The organism is Amycolatopsis nalaikhensis (genome assembly GCF_030264295.1).
Lineage (GTDB): Bacteria > Actinomycetota > Actinomycetes > Mycobacteriales > Pseudonocardiaceae > Amycolatopsis > Amycolatopsis nalaikhensis.
Map to the genome: position 1 here is coordinate 5,100,894 of NZ_CP127173.1, position 17,588 is coordinate 5,118,481.

18 protein-coding genes are annotated in these 17,588 nt (G+C 71.9%); 7 read left to right on the forward strand and 11 right to left on the reverse strand.

Annotated features, from left to right (window positions below):
- Positions 1-40 precede the first annotated feature (40 nt).
- A complete protein-coding gene (locus tag QP939_RS25200) occupies positions 41-715 on the reverse strand; it encodes a class I SAM-dependent methyltransferase (protein ID WP_285459284.1) in 675 nt (224 codons plus the stop codon).
- A 107-nt stretch (positions 716-822) separates the two neighbouring features.
- Here QP939_RS25200 and QP939_RS25205 point away from each other — a divergent pair, with 107 nt between their 5' ends.
- Positions 823-4,815: an alpha-(1->3)-arabinofuranosyltransferase gene (locus QP939_RS25205; protein WP_285459286.1), complete on the forward strand. Its 3,993-nt coding sequence runs from the start codon at positions 823-825 to the stop codon at positions 4,813-4,815.
- Between the two features lie 32 nt (positions 4,816-4,847).
- On the opposite strand, the gene QP939_RS25210 is transcribed toward QP939_RS25205, so the two are convergent.
- The gene (locus QP939_RS25210; RefSeq protein ID WP_285459288.1) at positions 4,848-6,053 is read right to left on the reverse strand and encodes a lipopolysaccharide biosynthesis protein; all 1,206 of its coding nucleotides are present in this window, start codon (positions 6,051-6,053) and stop codon (positions 4,848-4,850) included.
- Between the two features lie 69 nt (positions 6,054-6,122).
- Here QP939_RS25210 and QP939_RS25215 point away from each other — a divergent pair, with 69 nt between their 5' ends.
- The 3 genes from QP939_RS25215 to QP939_RS25225 are packed head-to-tail and all read left to right on the forward strand — an operon-like array spanning position 6,123 to position 9,094.
- Positions 6,123-7,805 (forward strand): MmpA family trehalose lipid delivery protein, encoded by a 1,683-nt coding sequence (locus tag QP939_RS25215; RefSeq protein WP_285459289.1) that lies wholly within the window; start codon positions 6,123-6,125, stop codon positions 7,803-7,805.
- A gap of 3 nt (positions 7,806-7,808) precedes the next feature.
- Positions 7,809-7,991, forward strand: a complete 183-nt coding sequence (locus tag QP939_RS25220) for a hypothetical protein (protein WP_285459291.1) — start codon at positions 7,809-7,811, stop codon at positions 7,989-7,991.
- Positions 7,992-7,999: 8 nt separating this feature from the next.
- On the forward strand, positions 8,000-9,094 hold the full coding sequence (locus tag QP939_RS25225) for a hypothetical protein (protein WP_285459292.1): 1,095 nt from the start codon (positions 8,000-8,002) through the stop codon (positions 9,092-9,094).
- Here QP939_RS25225 and QP939_RS25230 read toward each other — a convergent pair.
- Positions 9,061-10,215, reverse strand: a complete 1,155-nt coding sequence (locus QP939_RS25230; RefSeq protein WP_285459293.1) for a glycosyltransferase family 4 protein — start codon at positions 10,213-10,215, stop codon at positions 9,061-9,063. The genes QP939_RS25225 and QP939_RS25230 overlap by 34 nt on opposite strands.
- A gap of 137 nt (positions 10,216-10,352) precedes the next feature.
- Here QP939_RS25230 and QP939_RS25235 point away from each other — a divergent pair, with 137 nt between their 5' ends.
- Positions 10,353-11,048: a class I SAM-dependent methyltransferase gene (locus QP939_RS25235; RefSeq protein WP_285459294.1), complete on the forward strand. Its 696-nt coding sequence runs from the start codon at positions 10,353-10,355 to the stop codon at positions 11,046-11,048.
- 1 nt (position 11,049) lies between these two features.
- Here the strand turns inward: QP939_RS25235 and pgfA are convergent, their stop codons facing one another.
- The gene (gene pgfA / locus QP939_RS25240; protein WP_285459295.1) at positions 11,050-12,120 is read right to left on the reverse strand and encodes a cell envelope lipid trafficking protein PgfA; all 1,071 of its coding nucleotides are present in this window, start codon (positions 12,118-12,120) and stop codon (positions 11,050-11,052) included.
- Positions 12,121-12,374: 254 nt separating this feature from the next.
- Here pgfA and QP939_RS25245 point away from each other — a divergent pair, with 254 nt between their 5' ends.
- Entirely contained in the window at positions 12,375-12,884 is a 510-nt protein-coding gene (locus QP939_RS25245) for a hypothetical protein (RefSeq protein ID WP_285459296.1), read from the forward strand.
- Between the two features lie 157 nt (positions 12,885-13,041).
- Here QP939_RS25245 and QP939_RS25250 read toward each other — a convergent pair whose 3' ends face one another.
- The gene (locus tag QP939_RS25250; protein WP_285459297.1) at positions 13,042-13,449 is read right to left on the reverse strand and encodes a RidA family protein; all 408 of its coding nucleotides are present in this window, start codon (positions 13,447-13,449) and stop codon (positions 13,042-13,044) included.
- Between the two features lie 94 nt (positions 13,450-13,543).
- Between QP939_RS25250 and QP939_RS25255 the strand changes: the two genes are divergently transcribed.
- Positions 13,544-14,011: a MarR family winged helix-turn-helix transcriptional regulator gene (locus QP939_RS25255; protein ID WP_285459298.1), complete on the forward strand. Its 468-nt coding sequence runs from the start codon at positions 13,544-13,546 to the stop codon at positions 14,009-14,011.
- On the opposite strand, the gene QP939_RS25260 is transcribed toward QP939_RS25255, so the two are convergent.
- The 6 genes from QP939_RS25260 to QP939_RS25285 form a co-directional block, all read right to left on the reverse strand.
- Entirely contained in the window at positions 14,008-14,220 is a 213-nt protein-coding gene (locus QP939_RS25260) for a helix-turn-helix domain-containing protein (protein WP_285459299.1), read from the reverse strand. The two genes, QP939_RS25255 and QP939_RS25260, sit on opposite strands and share 4 nt — an antisense overlap.
- A complete protein-coding gene (locus tag QP939_RS25265; protein WP_285459300.1) occupies positions 14,220-14,699 on the reverse strand; it encodes a DUF2975 domain-containing protein in 480 nt (159 codons plus the stop codon). Before QP939_RS25265 ends, QP939_RS25260 begins: the two co-directional genes overlap by 1 nt.
- A gap of 31 nt (positions 14,700-14,730) precedes the next feature.
- Positions 14,731-15,126 (reverse strand): hypothetical protein, encoded by a 396-nt coding sequence (locus QP939_RS25270; RefSeq protein WP_285459302.1) that lies wholly within the window; start codon positions 15,124-15,126, stop codon positions 14,731-14,733.
- A gap of 52 nt (positions 15,127-15,178) precedes the next feature.
- Positions 15,179-15,541 carry a hypothetical protein gene (locus tag QP939_RS25275; protein WP_285459303.1) on the reverse strand — a complete coding sequence of 121 codons (363 nt, stop codon included), beginning with the start codon at positions 15,539-15,541 and terminating at the stop codon, positions 15,179-15,181.
- An 81-nt stretch (positions 15,542-15,622) separates the two neighbouring features.
- Complete coding sequence (locus tag QP939_RS25280) at positions 15,623-16,762, reverse strand: PucR family transcriptional regulator (protein ID WP_285459304.1); 1,140 nt, start codon at positions 16,760-16,762, stop codon at positions 15,623-15,625.
- Between the two features lie 126 nt (positions 16,763-16,888).
- Positions 16,889-17,518: a class I SAM-dependent methyltransferase gene (locus tag QP939_RS25285; protein ID WP_285459305.1), complete on the reverse strand. Its 630-nt coding sequence runs from the start codon at positions 17,516-17,518 to the stop codon at positions 16,889-16,891.
- Positions 17,519-17,588: the final 70 nt, after the last annotated feature.

Sequence of the window (17,588 nt, forward strand, 5' to 3'; positions counted from 1 at the left end):
GTGTTTAGGGCGGTTAGAACCGCCCTAAACACTCACGACATCAGTAGGGGTCGTACGGGCTGTCGTGGCCGACCAGGCGGGCCAGCGGCCGCAGCCGCAGGCGCAGCAGCACCTTGATCCCGACGTTGCGCAGGAACCACGGCAGCTGCGCCAGCACGCGCAGCCGGTCCGCCGCGGACGGCGCCGCCAGCCGGAACCGCGCCAGCGACGTCGCCCGGTCCACATAGGTGTAGCGGCGTCCGAAGAGGACCTTCGCGATCGTGCCGAGCGTGACGCCGATCGAGGAAAAGCAGTCGTGGACCAGGATTTCCGCACCGGGTGGCAGGTGCGCCGACCAGCGGAGGTCGTCGGTGTAGGTCCAGTAGTCGTGCTTGCCGTCGATGTAAAGCAGGTGTATCGGGCGGTCCCAGTCAGGGCGCAGTTCCGTGCTGTAACCGGCGACGAGCTCGACGACGTCGTCCAGCCCGGCCTGGCGGATGTTGCGCTCGAACAGCTGCCGCGTCGGCGATCCGCCGAACAACCGGCCGTCCACGAAGGGGTCGACGGCGATCACCGCGGCACCCACCGTGCGGGCCGCCGCGCCGAGGACGATCGTGGATCTGCCCTGGTGGCTGCCGATTTCCAGGACGACGTCGCCCTTCTCCAGGCGGCACACGGCGTTCCACAGCGCTTCACCCTGCGCACGCGTCATCCAGCCCTTGACCGGCTCGGCCAAGGCCCAGGCGTCTTCGAACGAGATGGCGCACCTGCCTGAAGTCGGGACTCTGCCTCCAGCAAAACTGTCGGCACATGGTAGCCAGGTTTCGGCCTAGTATCTACCGGATGGTAACCACGGCCCGCGAACGAGCCCGGGACGACGCCCCACCCTCCGGGCGCGTCGGGAAGGGCGCGTTCTTCCGCCGCCCGAGCACGTGGATCGTGCTGGCGCTGACCGTGGTGTCCTTCCTCCAGATGCCGGGCAAGACGACGTTCGACACGAAGCTCGACCTCGCCGTCGACCCGCTCGCCTTCCTCGGCCGCGCGCTGCACCTGTGGAACCCGGAGGCGACCGCGGGGGAGCTGCAGAACCAGGCGTACGGCTACCTCTTCCCGATGGGCCCGTTCTTCGCGCTGTGCCAGGCGGTCGGCGTGCCCGCGTGGATCGCGCAACGGCTGTGGGGCGCGATCCTGCTGTCGGCCGCGTTCGGCGGCGCGCTGCTGCTGGCCCGGGCGATGAAGCTCGGCACCGAGCGCACGCGGCTGATCGGGGCGCTGGGTTACGCGCTCGCGCCGCGCATGCTCACCGAGATCGGCGGCCTGTCCGCGGAGATGCTGCCCGCCGTGCTGCTGCCGTGGGTGCTCGTGCCGCTGGTGCGCGCCGGGGCGATCGGCTCGCCGCGGCGCGCGGCCGGGCTGTCCGCCGTCGCCGTGCTGTGCATGGGCGGGGTCAACGGCGCGATGGTCGTGATGGCGCTCGTCCTGCCGGGACTCTGGTTGCTGACGCGGCGGTGGACGCGCGAGCACGTCCGGCTGGTGGTCTGGTGGGCGGTCTTCGTCGTCGGCGCGACGCTGTGGTGGATCCTGCCGTTGCTGCTGCTCGGCGAATACAGCCTGCCGTTCCTGGACTACATCGAGTCCGCGACGAACACGACCGCGCCGATGTCGTTGTTCGAGGTGCTGCGCGGGACGAACCAGTGGGTCGCCTACGTCGTGCAGGGCACGCCGTGGTGGCCCGGCGGCTGGTCGCTGATCGACAACCCGGTGCTGATGCTCGCCACCGGGCTCGTCGCCGGGATCGGCCTGTTCGGCTTGACCCGGCGCGGCCTGCCCGAACGTCGGTTCCTCGTGCTCGGCGTGCTCACCGGGCTGACGCTGCTGACCATCGGGTACGTCGGCACGCTCGACAGCCCGCTCGCCGAGCAGGTCCGGCACCTGCTCGACGGGCCGCTGGCCCCGCTGCGCAACGTCCACAAGTTCGAACCCGTGCTGCGGCTGCCGCTGATGCTCGCGTTCGTGCACGGCATTTCGAGCCCGGTGAAGTCGTCGCGCCGGTTCCTGCGGCCCGCGCTGGGGTTGCTGCTGGTCCTGGTGATGGCCGCGCCCGCGTGGCTGCTGAACCTGCGGTCCGGCCCGGGCTGGGACGAGGTTCCCGGCTACTGGCACGACGCGATGGGCTACGTCGCCAAGGCCGATCCGAACGCGCGGACGCTGCTGCTGCCCGCCACGGGTTTCGGCGAGTACGACTGGGGCCGCACGGTCGACGAGCCCGCGCAGGCGATCGCACGCAGTCCGTGGGCGGTGCGCAACCAGGTGCCGCTCGGGTCCGAAGGCAACACGCGGCTGATGGACTCGGTCGACGCGGCATTGGCCGACGGCCGCGGCGACGCCGGGCTGGCCGCGCTGCTCGCCCGGTCCGGTTACCGGTTCCTGCTGCTGCGCAACGACATCGACCGCGAGCGGACCGCCGCGCCGCCGATCGCGACCCTGCGGGCCGGGCTGGCCGGGTCGCCGGGCATCGCCAAGGCCGCGGAGTTCGGGCCCCTGGAGATCTACGAGGTGAAGCGGCCGGTGCCGCTCGCCACCGCGACGTCCACAAAGGACGTCCCGACGGTCAGCGGAGGCCCGGAGAACCTGCTGCCGCTGCTCGACTCCGGCCAGCTGGACCCCTCGACGCCGACCGTGCTGACCGGCGACGGCGGCTCGCCCGGCGGGCCCCGGCTGGTCACCGACGGCCTGCGCCGCGCCGAACGCAACGTCGGCGGCGTGCGGGACAACCTCAGCCAGACGCTGACCGCGGGCGAGGCCTACCGCCAGCAACGCGCCGCGGGCGACGTGCTGCCGTTCCCCGGCCAGGAGCACCAGACCGTGGCCGCCTACCGGGGCATCCGCGCGGTGACGGCGTCGACGGCGGCGTCCTTCGCCGACGCGTTCGGCGGGTCCGACCCCGGCCACCAGCCGTTCGCCGCGATCGACGGCGATCCGCGCACGGCGTGGCACTCGTCGTCGTTCACCGGGCCGATCGGCCAGTGGCTCGAGGTGGAGCTGGACACCCCGCGGCTGGTCAACTCCGTGGACCTGCAGATGGTGGACGACATCCGCGTGGGCTGGCCGCCGACCCGGATCCGGATCACCACCGACAACGGCTCGGTCGAGCAGCAGGTGATCCGCGGCGCCGGACCGCACGACTACACGGTCGCCGCCGGGGTGACGCGCAAGGTGCGGATCACGTTGCTGTCGCTGGTGGTCGGGCGGCAGGACGGGAACGTCGGCATCGCCGAGCTGAAGATCCCCGGCACCGAACCGCAGCGTGCCCTGGAAGTGCCCGCGGACCTGCCCGCCGGACCGGCGCCGGGCTTCGCGTTCACGCGCGGGGCGCAGCCGCGGTACGCGTGCCTGCGCACCGGCGACGCCGTGCGCTGCGACGCTTCCGCCGCCCGCGACGGCGAAGAACCCGACGGCATCCGGCGGCTCTTCAGCACGCCCGCGGAGGGCACGTTCCTGGTCGGCGGTTCGGTGCTGCCCGCGGGTGGCGGCCGGAACCCGGTGTCGTTGCCGGGGGTGACGGTCGCGTCGACGTCGCAGCTGGGCGGCGACCCGGCGGCGGGCGGGTTCGCTGCCGTGGACGGCGACGCGGGCACGACGTGGCGTCCCGACGTCACCGACCTCCGGCCGACCCTGACCCTCGGCTGGACCGGACCGAAGCGGATTTCCGGGCTGCACATCGGGGTTTCGCCGTCGAGCGGCGCGCGGGCACCCAGGCAGGTGGAACTGGTGGGGAAGTCCGGGACGCGGTCGGTGCGGCTCGACGCGGGCGGCTCAGCGTCGTTCGAACCCCTGGACACCGACCAGCTGCGGATCGTCCTGCCGGGCGACGACGACGATCCGGCGGCGCGCGCGGTGGTCGGCATCGGCAGCCTGGAACTGTCCGGGACGCCGGGGCTGCTGCCGGGCCCGGATCCGGCGTTCACCGTGCCGTGCGGGTCGGGCCCGAACGTCCACCTCGACGGCCTCGACTACCGGACGTCGGTGCGGGGCACGCTGTCGGACATCACCGCGCACCGGCCGCTGGAACTGGGGATGTGCCGCGACTCGGAGGGCGGCATCGCGCTCCCGGCCGGCGGGCACGAGCTGCGGACGGACCGGTCGGACGCGTTCGTGGTGCAGGATCTGTGGCTGCGCCCGGTGGGGGAGGTTTCGCCGCCGGTGCACCGCGCGGTCCAGGTGGGCGAGTGGGACGCGGCGTCGCGGACGGTGACGGTGGCGCCGGGCCCGGAGTCGGTGCTGGCGGTGCCGGAGAACGCGAACGCGGGCTGGGTGGCCACTTTGGACGGTCGCGAGCTGGCCCGCACCCGCGTCGACGGCTGGCAGCAGGCGTGGATCGTCCCGGCGGGCGCGGGCGGCGAGGTGTCCCTGTCGTTCGAACCGGACTCGCGGTACCGGGCTTTCCTGCTGATCGGCGCGGTGGCGGTGCTCCTGCTGCTGGTGGGTGTGGCGTGGCCCGCCCGGCGGCGGCCGTTCGCGGTGGCCCCGGGCGGGGCCGCGGTGCCGGTGGTGCTGATCGGGCTGCTGGTGGCGCTGGGCGGGATGCTGCCGGTGGTGCTGCTGATCGCGTGCCTGCTGGCGCGCCAGTTCTCCGAGCGGGCGCCGCGGTACTTGACGTTCGGCGGCATGGTCGTGGCGGCCGGGGTGTCGGTGACGGGCCGGATCCTGGGTCACGGCCAGGAGTGGGCGTACGGCCCGCTGACGCAGGCGGCGTTGCTCCTGGCGGCGGCCGCGATGGTGGCGACGTGCGTGGACTGGTTCACCCCCAAGAAGCCGCTCGCCCCAGGGTCGTGAGTGGAAAACAGTGTTCTAACACTGTTTTCCACTCACGACGACCGGGTGCGCGACCGCAGTTCCAACGCCGCGCCCGCCACCGCCAGCCCGCCCGCGCAGCAGGCCGCGACCGCGACCACCTGGGCCGCCGAACCGTGCAGCCACGTCGTGATCAGCACCGCCTCGACGACCACCGCCGTCCACATCAGCAGCGTCACCCGGCGGTCGCCGTCGGCCAGCCGGGCGTACAACAGGATCTGCACCAGCGCGAGCATCGAGCCCGCCAGCGCGAACGGCCACACCGGCATCGTGCTTCCGGCGTAACGCGATCCGCCGATCACGGCGAGCAGCGAAGGCCCCAGCACCACCGAAACCAGCAGCACGACGGCGTCCAGGCATGCGCACACCGCCAGCGCCAGCGGCAGAACCCGCCGCCGTCCGGCGGAAGCGGCGAACCGCGGCAGCACCAGCACGCCCACCGCCTGCGGCAGCCAGTACGCGATCTTCGTGACGATCGCGCCGAGCGCGTACTCGCCGGCGTCGGCCGCCGGGAGCGTGTGCCGCGCCAGCACCAGGTCGAGGTTCACCAGCAGCACCAGCGCCAGCATCGCCTGCGCCGTGTGGAGCACGTCGCCGCCGTGGCGGTCGGCCCAGCGCGGCCGCGGGCGGCCGCAGATCTGCCAGCCCGCCACGACGACCACCAGCGAGCCGATCGCCGTCCCGGCCAGCGCGCCGGTCGGTGTCCTCGCCACCACCAGCCCCACCAGGGAACCGCCGACCTTGCCGACGCCTTCCAGCGCGATCAGCCCGGCCAGCGTCGCGAACCGGTGGGCGCCCTGCAGCAGCCCGTGGAACAAGCCGAGCAGCGTCAACGGCCCGAGTGCGGCGGTCACCAGCAGCGCCGGGGCCAGCGAACCCAGGTGCAGCAGGAGCACCAGCAACGGGCTGAGCGTCAACGCCGCCGCCGCGACGATCCCGCTCGTCACCAAGCCGAGCGCGAACAGCGAACCACGGGAAAGCGAAGGCGAGCGCGCGACCCGCAAGGCCACCACCGTCTGCAGGCCCATCGCCGGGACGACGCCGATCACCAGCACCGCCAGCAGAGAGCTCAGCTCCCCGAACGCGCCGGGCGCGAGGACCCGCGCGGCCGCCAAGCTCAGCACGTAACTGGCCGCGTTGTTGCCCGCGAGCGCGAGCGAGACGAGGATCGCCGCGACCCGGTTGCCGGTCCGGGCGGGGACTTCGGTGTCTACGCTCAACGGCGGGCTCCCATTACCGGCGGGTAATGACCGGGACACTAATCGCGCGGGCAACGGAAAGGAAGGGCCGTGGAGGCACCAGGCAGGCGGCTCGCGCTCCCCGTGCTGTCCGCCGCGCTGGCGTTCGCCGTCTGCGGGCCGTTGCTCGGCCGCGGGTTCGTGCTGAGCTACGACATGGTGTTCGCGCCGCGGCAGTACCTCGTGCCGGACGCCGTCGGGCTGGGCAGCGTGCTGCCGCGGTCGGTCCCGGCCGACGCCGCGGTCGCCGTCGCGACCACCGTGGTGCCCGGCGACATCGTCCAGAAAATCGTAGTGCTGCTGGCGATCTTCGGGGCCGCGTTGGGCGCGGGGCGGCTCGTCCCGACCGAACAGCTCGGCACCCGGCTCGTCGCCGCGACCGCGTACGCCTGGACGCCGTACGTCGCCGAGCGGTTGTTCATCGGGCACTGGCCGTTGCTGCTGACGTATGCGTGCCTGCCGTGGATCGTCCGGGCCGGACTCGCCGTGCGGAACCGGGAACCGAAAGCCGTGCCACGGCTGGTGCTCGCCTGCGCCCCGGCCGTCTTGACGCCGCCGGGCGGGGTGCTCGCGGCTGTCGTCATGGTCGTCGCGGCCGGCCCGCGGCGGCTGACGCAGACCGGCGCCATCGCGATCCTGCTCAACCTGCCGTGGCTGGTGCCGACGTTCCTCAACGCGGGCAGCACGTTGTCCGACCCGGCCGGGGTCACGGCGTTCAGCGCCCGCGCGGAAAGCTGGGGCCCGGCGGTGCTCAGCGTGCTCGGCCTCGGCGGCATCTGGAACGCCGAAACGGTGCCCGGCAGCCGGTCCATGCCGCTGGTCCCGGTGCTGGTGCTCGTGGCCGTCGCGGTCGCCGTGGCCGGGGTCCGCCAGCTCGCCGCGCGCTGGGGGACGGCACCGGCGCGGGCGCTGATCCTCCTCGGCGTCGCCGGTGTGCTGCTGGCTTCCCTGGCGACGTTGCCGGGCGGGGAGGCGCTGCTGACCGCGGCGATCCGGCACGTGCCCGGCGCCGGGCTGCTGCGGGACGCCCAGAAGTGGGTGGCGTGGTGGGCGTTGCCGCTCGCGCTGGGGTTCGCGCTCGGCATCGAGCTCGCCGCGTCGAAGCTGCGAAGCGTTCAAGGACGTGCCGCACTCACCGCCGCGGCCGTCGTGTTCCCGTTGCTGACGATGCCGGATCTGGCGTGGGGTGGCTGGGGACGGCTCGGCACCGCGCGGTACCCCGCCGACTGGCAGGCGGTGTCCGAAGTGCTCGGTGACCGCCCGGGCGACGTCTTGGCGCTGCCGCTGTCGGCCTTCCGCGGATTCGCCTGGAACGACGACCGCACGCAGCTCGACCCGGCGCCGCGGTTCCTCCCGAAACCGGTGCTGCTGGACGACACCCTGCGCGTCGGCACCGAACGCATCGCCGGGGAGGACCCGCGGATCGGCGACGTCCGCGCCGCGACGTCCGCGGCGGAGCTGACCGCGGCGGGCATCGGCTGGATCCTCGTCGAGCACGGGACACCCGGCGACGTCGACCCGCGGTTGCTCGCCGGCGCGACGAAGGTGTGGGCGGGTGAGTGGCTGACGCTGTACCGGACTCCGGGTGTGCCCGCGGTGAAAGCGATCGCGTGGACGCCGGTCGTCGTGGCGAACGGAGTAGCGCTGGGGTTGCTGTGCGTCGCACTGTTGTGCCGCATGTTACCGATGCGTACATTGGGCCGCGGCAGGATTTCCCCGCCGCGGAAGGAGTGACACGTGGGCACGGTCATCGGCGTGGTCGCCGCCGTCGTCATCGGCGGTGGACTGGCGACCGGAGCGGGCTTCGCCCTCACCAAGGGTGCCGATCCGGACAGTTCCGCCCAGGTGCAGGAAAAGCTCAACGCACAGGTCAAGTACAACCCCGCCGACCACCCGGCCAAGCTGTACGGGAACCGCTGACGCGCCGGATGACGCAGCTCGCCGCCGACCACGCGCACCGCGTCGTCGGGCTCTACGGCGACCCCACCGTTTCCTGGAGCATCCTCCTCGAAGCGGAACTCCACGCGGCCCCGCCGGACCCGGAGAAGCTCCGGACGCGACTGGCGGCCGCCGTCCAGCAGTACCCGCACCTCGGTCCCGTGCCCGAAATCGAGGTGACGGACGACCTGCCCGCGGTCCGGGACCGTTTCGCTTCCACGCCTTACGAGCGTACGGCGCCGTTGGTGCGCGTCGCGATCGGCGAACGCACGTTGCTGGTCGCGGCGCACCACGGCGCTCTCGACGGCCTGGGGTTGCTGGCGCTGCTCGGAATCCTCCTCGACGTCCCGGTTTCCTCGGCGGCGCGCGGGATCGGCGCTCGCGCGGGTGGGAAACCCTTTGCCTTGTCCGCCCTCCAGCGGCTCGCTGAGGCGCTTTTCGCGCCCCCGGGGCGGATCGCTCCGGACAGGGGTCGCGCGGCAGCCACCCCCGCGCACGGCGCCCGGAGCACACCGGCCGCCGGGGATGTCTTCGCCGCCCGGCACGAGCCGCGCCTGCGCCTGAGCGCCGCGGGGTTCGTCGCAGCCGCCGCCCAGGCCACCGAACGCTGGAACCACACCCACAACACCCGCACAGCTCGCGTCGTCGCCGCGCTGGGCGCGTCGTGGCGCTCGGGCGCCGCGCCGGAACCCGTACACAACAGCGCCTTCTTCCGCCTGCGACTCCGCCCCGGCGTGGACGTCGCCGCGGTACTGGCCGCCCAGGCTCCGGAACCGGACTTCCCGGCCCGCAGCAGCAGGCTCGCCCGGCTGGGCACCCGGCTGCTGGCGAGCCGCCTCGGTTCGACGTTCCTCGTGTCGAACCTCGGCGTCGTGTCCACCGGGGACACCGTGCGCTCACTGGCGTTCTACCCGGCGGCGAGCGGCCGGTCCGGCGTCGCGTTCGGTGCGGCGACCACCGGCGCCGTCACGACCCTGACCGTGCGGGCCCGCCGCCGGGACTTCGACGCGCCCGCCGCGGCTCGCCTGCTCGACGCGTTCGGCGACGCGGTTCACGACGCCAGCACCGCGCCGCGCGCCACCTGACTCAGCACCCGCGGCCGCGGCTCGGGCCGCCCGGAGACGTCCCGGACCAGCGACGCGAACTGCCCCACGCTGACGTCCCAGCTGAACCGCCCGGCCCGCTCGGCCCCGGCCAAGCCCATCTCCGCGCGCCGCAATCCGTCGGCGAGGAGGCCGTCGACCTGGGTGGCGAAGTCGTCGAAGTCGTCGGCGAGCAGGCCCGTGCGGCCCTCCACAATGGATTCCGCCACGCCGCCCGCCGCACGGTAGGCCACCGACGGCACGCCGTGCGCCGCGGCCTCCATGATGACGATGCCCCAGCCCTCCTTCACCGACGGGCACAGGTGCAGCCACGACCGCGCGAGGACCTCGTGCTTGGCCTGCTCGTCGACCCAGCCGTGCAGGACGACGCGGTCGGCGACCCCACGCGAAGCCGCGTGCGCGCGCAGCACCTCCTCCCACGGGCCCTGGCCGACGACCTCGAGCCGCAGCTCCGGCCAGCGCCGCGCCAGCCGCGCGACGACGTCGATCGCGTGCTCGATCCGCTTGTGCGGCACCAGCCTGCTCACCGCGACCAGCGTCGGCGCGGGGTCGCGGCCGGACGCGCACGCCGGGGGCGCGTCGAGGCCGTTCGGCACCACGGTCACCCGCGAGCGCTCGACGCCCAGCCCGGCCAGCTCGGCCTTGGTGACCTCGGAAACCGTGACGTACCGGCACTTCCGGAACAGCCACGGCGCCAGCCGCGACTCGATCCACCAGCCGACCCGGCCCAGCGCCTCGCCGAGCGCGCTGATCCACTGTTCCTTGTGGACGTGGTGCACGAGCACCAGCACCGGACAGGCGGCGACGAGCCGGGCGAAGAACGGCATGCCGTTCTGCACGTCGACGACGAGGTCGGCGCGGGCCCGGCGGATCGCGCGCAACGCGTGCGCGTACACGCCGAACTTGTTGCCGCGGCGCCGGTAGCGGACGCCGTCGCGCCACTCGCCCGCGGTCGCGCCCGGGTAGGCGGCGCACTGGATCTCGACCCGGTAGCCCGCTTTCGCCAGGCCTTCGGCCATCCGCTCGACGTACCGCTCCGACCCGCCGCCTTCGGGGTGGCCGGTGTCGCGCCAGTTGACGAGAAGCACACGAGGACGTTCCATCGAGTTATCCCAACCTGTGGCGACGGTGCTAGGTTACTGGTGCGTACACAGTAGATGAACGTATTCCGGAAAGCGACGGTTCAATGGTAGGTAATCCGGTTCTCGATCAGCGGCACCGGGCCACGCTCGGCCGTTCCGTGACGCTCTTCCGCACGTTCCTCTCCGAGCAGACCGACCCGGACGGCTTCTATTCCGCGTTGGCCGCCGATTCGGTCCGGCAATTGGCGGCGCACACTCCGCTGTCCGGCCGAACGGTGCTCGACGTCGGTGGCGGTCCCGGCTATTTCTCCGACGCCTTCCGCGCGGCCGGCGCGGTCTACCTCGGCCTCGACCCGGACGTCGGCGAGCTGTCCGCGCGGGGCGAGCCGGGGGAGAACATGATCCGCGCCAGCGGCACGGAACTGCCCGTGCGCAGCGGTTCCGTGGACATCTGCTACTCGTCGAACGTGCTCGAACACGTCGCCGAGCCGTGGGTGATGCTCGACGAGATGTGCCGGGTGACCAAGCCCGGCGGCACGGTTTTCGCGTCGTTCACGCCGTGGTATTCGCCGTGGGGTGGCCACGAGACCGCGCCGTGGCATTTCCTCGGCGGCTACTACGCGCGTCAGCGGTACGCCAGGAAACTCGGGAAGCAGCCGAAGAACAAATTCGGGGAAAGCCTGTTCCCGGTTTCGGTCGGCGCCGCGCTTCGCTGGGCGAAGACGACGCCGCTCGCCGATCTGGTCGCCGGATACCCGCGTTATCACCCGAGCTGGGCGATGTGGATCGTGCGGGTTCCCGGTCTCCGGGAAATAGCGTCCTGGAATCTGGTCCTGGTGTTGCGGCGGAGGTGATTCAGCGGCCCGCGCCGACGGGCACCCGCCGTCGCTGCGGCGGGGCGGGCGGCTCGGCGCGACGGCGGCGGGCCAGCAGCACGACCGCGGCGACGATCAGCACGCCACCACCGATCCCGAGCCAGAGCGGGCCGGTGCTCGACAGGAACTCCAGCTTGCCCTTGTTCGCGTTGATCTGGTCCACCATCTGCGAGATCGTCTTGCCGTTGTAGGCGAGCGTCCCGTCGAACACGACCGTCGTGCTGCCGGTGGTGCCGACGCGCAGCTCCTGGTGCTGCTGTTGCTGCTGCTTCACCTCGATCCCGGTGACCGGCTCGACCCACATCGTGTTGACGCCGCGGTAGTAGAGGTCGGCCTTGAGGGTCGCCTGGTCGGAGCCGACGAGCGTGCCGGGCACGTCCTTTTCGGCCACCTTCGTGTCGGGGATGTCCTGGACGAACTTGTAGGTCTCGATCCCGTTCACCGTCTCGGTGCCGGCGTAGCGGGCGATGACCGCCGCGCCGGTGTTGTCGTCGTAGACCCGGTAGTCCTTCTGCTCGGTGCCGAACGGGAACTTGAAGTTCAGCCCGGGCTGCGCCTTGTAGTCGTTGGTCTCGGGCGGCTTCTGACCGTCCTTTTCGGCCTTGTCCTTCAGCTCGGTGACGTAGCTGCTCCTGGTGTCGCACTTCGGGTCGGACTCGCCGTGCGGCTCGTAGCCTTCGGCGGTGCGCCGGTCGAAGCAGACCTGCCGCTTGCTCGCGCTGAGCACGGTGCCGTCGGCGTCGTCGGTGACCTGCACCGCCAGCAGCCAGACCGCGTAGTCGGTGTCCTGGTGCATCTCCGGCGCGGCGAAGTTCGCCTGCACGCGCGCGGTCGCGGTCAGCTTCGCGTTCTCCCGGATGGCCGAGACCGGGCCGGAACCGTTGTCGGTCACGGCGAGGACCTTGCTCGCGGTGCCTTCGAGCACCGACGTCGAGTCCTGGTCGAGGGGCACCTTGGCGAGCTTCGGGTAGACGTAGGTGGGGAGGAGCACCGCCCCCGCGATCGCGAAAACGCCCAGTGCCAGCAAGATCAGGCCGAAAGCTCGTCGCAACGGTCCTCCTGGGTCGTCTTCGTCGACACGCAAATTACCCGGCGGTAATCAGGTGCCCGGATAGTGGCCCGCGCCACGGCGCACGTCAAAGTGTGACCGGCGGTCACAGACACCGGGTGCCACCGGAAGGTCGCATGTGCGCCGCCGTTCGGACCAAGCGACCAAACAAGTTTGTTCCCGGGCACAACGGGCACGGGCCCACCATCGGACGGTCCTCGACCGCCGCGCCGGAGTCGTCAAGGAGAGTTTTCCTTTTGTCGCAGCACCCTTCGCCGGTCGCCATCGCGGCCACCGCGAGCTGGCGGGCCCGGATCGTGGCGGCGGCCGCGAGTGCCGGGATCAGCCTCACCGACCCGATGGCCGGCGTGCCGGGCATCCGGGTGCTCGAATGCACGCGCGGAGACCTGGCGGCGATCGTCCCCCGCCTGGGCGGCGCCCGGTCGAAGGCGGCGATAGGCGCACATTCGGACTCGATCGCGGACCGTGAGCTGCGCGACGCGGTGGCCGACGTGGCGGCGCTGCTTTCGTTGCACGGCAACGTGGTGCTCGACCTCGACGCGGGCGGCCGCCGAAGCCGAATGCCGCACACGGACGTGGTGGTGTCGGCCGGAGTGGACCGTCCTCAGTGGACGGGGACGGCAGTGACGCTCCCGGTGGGCACGGACCGGCGCGGGGGTCCGCTCACGGTGGCGCTCACCGCCGGTCCCGGCTTCGAGGGAACGGTGTTGGAGTTGGCAAGGTTGGTGGAGGCTGACGCGGCTTAGCTCAGGGGGCTTGACGTGCATTCCCAGCGCGGCGGGGCTGCGGTCGCGCGGGTTGCGGCGCGGCCGGGGCGGCGGAGCTGGGTTGAGGTCGGCGCGGCTTGGCTGAAGGCGCCGCCTGCCCGCATCTCGCCGCGGCCGAGACCCCAACCGCCGCGGCTCAGCCCACGACTGCGGTCACCCGGATCTCGACCCGCATCCCCGGCGCACCCAGTGCCGCCACCCCCAGCTGGGTCCAGATCGGCGCTTGGTCGCCCATCCTCTTGCGGAACTGCTCGACCATCACCCTGGTGTGGTCGTCGCCGATGGTGTCCTCTGCGGTGGGGACGTGGAACGAGTCCACCGAGACCACGTCGGCCCACGTCGCACCGGCCGTCGCCAGTGTCCGCTCGACGTTGTCGAACGCCCGCACGATCTCCTCTTCGAGCGAGTCCGGGAAGACGGTGTCGTCGTCCCAGCCGCCCTGGCCCGAAATCTCCACGCGGTCGCCGAGCCGGACCGCCTGGCTGTAGTGCAGGGCCTCGAGGTGGCGGGGGCCGTAGCCGGGGGTGACGAAGAACTGAGGCACGGGTGAATCCCTTCGATTGACTTCACGCTTGAAGTCAACCTAGCACGGATTTACTTCAAGCGTGAAGTCATCGACCGCCGGGTAGGGTGCCGCCATGGCCACCACCGACGAGCCCCGATGGCTCAACCCGGCGGAAAAGGAAGCCTGGACCGGGCTGGTCTCGCTCGTCCTGCTGCTCCCGGGACGGCTGGAGGCGCCGCTGCAGCACGAAGCCGGCCTGACCCTCTTCGAATACCTGGCCCTGAGCCACGTCTCGGAAGCGCCGGACCGCCGCCTGCGGATGAGCGAGCTGGCCTTCCTGGCCAACGGTTCCCTCTCGCGACTGTCCAACGTGGTCAAGAAGTTCGAGCAGCGGGGCTGGGTCGAGCGCTCGCCCGACCCCGACGACGGCCGCTACACGCTGGTCGCCTTGACCGATGCCGGTTTCGACGTCGTCGAGGCCGCCGCGCCGACGCACCTGCGCACCGTGCGGCAGGTTCTCGACCCGCTCACCGCGGCCGACCAGCAGGCGCTCGCCCGCATCGCCGCCAAGCTGCGCGTGCGGCCCGCCGATCTCGCCTAGACCTCGTCCTCGGTGAACTCGAGCAGGTCGCCGGGCTGGCAGCCGAGCACCCGGCACATCGCCTCCAGCGTGCTGAACCGCACCGCCTTCGCGCGCCCGTTCTTCAGCACGGCGACGTTGGCCGGAGTCAGCCCGACCTTCTCGGCGAACTCCCCGACGCTCATCTTCCGCTTGGCCAGTTCGACGTCGATGCGCACGACGATCGGCATCAGATGACCGCTTCCATGTCCGACCGCAGCGCGGTGGCCTGTCGCAGCAGGGCGCGCATCACCACCATCAGCAGGCCCAGCACGGTGATCCCGACCGTCACCAGGAACAGCAGCATCGGCATCCCCGGGTCGTCCGCGTTGAAGCCGACGAACAGCAGCATGCCGACGAACACCAGCCACGCGGCCGCGATGGTCCAGACGATCAGGTCGACCCACTTCAGGGACGCCGTGGTGAAGATGCGGTCCTTCTTGACCAGCGTCAGCAGCTTCCAGGTGGCGACGACCACCACCTCGACGCACAGCACGAGGAACACCGCGATGGCGGTCAGCGGCCAGCGCAGGTTCGCGTCGTGTGGGTTCTGCTGCGTGTGGTAGGCGATCCCGCCCGGCAGCGAGAGCGTCTGGAACACGACGAGGATGCCGAACAGCACCACGAGGAACACTCTGAGCGCGGCGACAGCCAGCTTCTCGGTCAACATGCGTCGACTATCGCTGGATATCTATCGAAAGTCAATAGGTCAACGCGCAGACGCGGTACCCGTCGCGGTACCGCCGGACCTCGACGTGCTGACTGGCCGACCGCCGGCCGTCGGGAGTCCGCGCGGAGCCGGTCAGCGTCGCCCCGAAGTCGTGGTCGCCGGACGTCTCGACGACGACGGACTCGACGTCGACCGGGTGCGCGCGCATCGACTCGGTCACCTCGCGCCGGCGGTCGGGACTCTCCGCGAGGAGCCTGCTCGTCGACGTGTACAGCGCGCCGCACGACTTGCCGAGCAGGCCGCGCAGATCACCAGCATTGCGCAGGGCGACGTATTCGCGCACCGCCGTTTCCACGGGTCCCGGTGCCGCCTGCGCACCGCACGCGGTGGCGAGCAGCACCGGGACCCAGGCCCACGCCCGGCTCACGACCAGTCGACGATCGCGCCGAGCACGTTGATCGACTGGAACTTGATCGCCTTCATCGCCAGCGAATTGCCCACGGCAGCAAGCCGCTGTCGCCGCGCGTCCCGGCGCCGAACTCGGTCCACCGCTCCGGGCCCGGGTTCGTCCCCTCCGCCGTGGTGTAGTGCTTGGCCGAGGCGTGGATCGGGCTCGCGTCGGAGCGGGACGTGTAGGTGTAGCGGATCTTCAGGCCGGGCGAGCCGGCCAGCCCGCAGCTCGACTGCGACACCGCGCCCCACGCACCGCCGGGCGGGGCGTAGCTGGTGCCGCCGCAGCCGTCGGCCGCGGGTGGCGCGAAAACCGGTGCGGCTTCGGCGGTCCCGCTCAGCGACACGGCCGCGAGCACGCAGACGACGGCCCCGGTCAGTACTTTCCGCATGACCCCTCCTCGGTCGGTGTGCGTCCACAGTGGAGGTGGACACCCCGGCCGCGGGTCAACCGAGCTTCGCCGGTGTGGGGGTCACTCGCCCGGTTCGGGGTCCAGCCGGACGGACTCGAGCGCGACGTACAGCTCGCCGATGTCGACCGGGTCGGTCAGGTCGCGCTTGGTCAAGTCCTGCACGCGGCGCAGCCGGTAGCGAACGGTGTTGGGGTGCACGAACAGCCGGTCCGCGGCTTCCTTCGCCGAGCCGTGGCCGGCGAACCACGCGAGCAGCGTGTCGAGCAGGACCTTGCGTTCCGCGCCGGGCAGCGCGAGCACCGCGGCCAGCGCCGAGCGCACGACGTCGCGGGCCATCCCGGGTGCGGCGGCGACCAGCGTCGTCACCGGCGAGTCCCCGAACACGACGACGCCCGCGGTCGCCGACGGCAGTGAGCGGCGGGCGATCCGCGCCCGGTGCAGCGCGTCCGGCACGTCGGGGAAGCCGCTGAACGGACGGCTCATCCCGGCCGCGATCGGCAGCGAGCCGAGCACTTCACGCAGCCGCCGCACGTCCTCGATCCGGTCGATCGCGACCAGGCCGGCCTCGCCGCCGGGCCGGAACGCCGACCGCCACCGGCGCGCCCGCAGCAGCGCCTCGACGGTGTCGTGCTCGTCCGGCTCGACGCGCTCGGTGACGACGGCGACGAACATCCCGGCGGTGGGCAAGCCCAGCTCCCTGGCGGCGGTCTCCATCTCGGCCTGGCTGGTGAGCCGCCCGCGCAGGAGGTCGTCGAGCAGTCGCGCGTTCGCGTGCGACGGCTCGGCCGCGACCTCCTCGTACGCCGTGGTCAGGGCATCGGAGTAGAGGTCGATCGCCTTCCAGACGTAGGAGTTGATCTCGATGGTCCGCGTCGGGTTGAGGAACTCCGGACCGGCCAGCTCCAGCAGTGCTTCGTAGACGAAGGTGCCGCCGATCCGGAACGCGCGCAGCACGGCGGGCAGCGGGATGCCCTGGCGCGCTTGGACGAGCCCGGTCTTGCGGGCGGCGTCGAGGGCGAGGCCGCGGCCTTCGGCGAGTGCGGTGAGCGCGCGTTCGAGGTTGGCGCGGCAGACCTGGCGCAGCTCGTCGGGCGCGGCGTCGTCGACCTGGCGGTAGAACTCGTCCTCTTCGCTGAGCAGCCGCGCGAGGCGGTCGGCGAACTCCGGCAGTCTGGCCAGCATCTCGCGGACGAGCTGCACGGTGCTCGCGAGGTACCGGCCTGGCCAGAGCTTCGATGCCCATTCCTCACTTTAGCTCGGGTCCCCGGCCCTGAACACGCACGAAGTTGAGCAAAATTCACGTCAGCGGTTCACGCCACGATCGACTCACGAAGGCTTGCGCGCGGTGAGGTGGACGTGCGGCTCGGGGTTCGCGCCGGGGTGGTCGGGTACGAACTCGGCCTGCGCCTCGCGCACGACCTCCAGCCCGGCGGCTCGCAGACGGTCGGCCAACGCGGACGCCGTGAAGCTGCTCGCGCGGACCGGGTGACCCATGAACACGATGTCGACGCCGTCGACGTCGGCGGGCACGGTGGCGAACACCAGCAGGCCGCCGGGCTTCAGCCACCCGGCGATCCGGCCGATCATCGTCTCCTGCTCCGCGCGGGGGAGCTGCAGCATCGAGAAGAACGCCGTGACCGCGTCCCACGTGCCGTCGTCGAAGGCGAGTTCGCGCATGTCGCCCAGCTCGAACCGGGCGGCGGGCACCTGCTCCCGCGCGATCTCGACCATCTTCGGCGCGACGTCGTAGCCCGTCACGTCGTGGCCGCCCGCGGCCAGCAGCTCCGCCGTCGGCCGCCCGGTGCCCGACCCGAGGTCGAGCACCTTCGCCTCCGGTGGCAGGTCCGCGAGCAGGTCGGTGAGCGCGGCCCGCTGCGCGGTCGCCGTGCGGAACGCGTGTTCGTAGTCCTTGCCGAGCGCGTCGAAGACCTCGGCGGCGGATTCGGGACGGGTCATGGTCCGGACTTTGCCAGAGGCGACCGGCCACCAGGGCTGACTGCAAGGAATCGACGCAAACTTGCAAAAC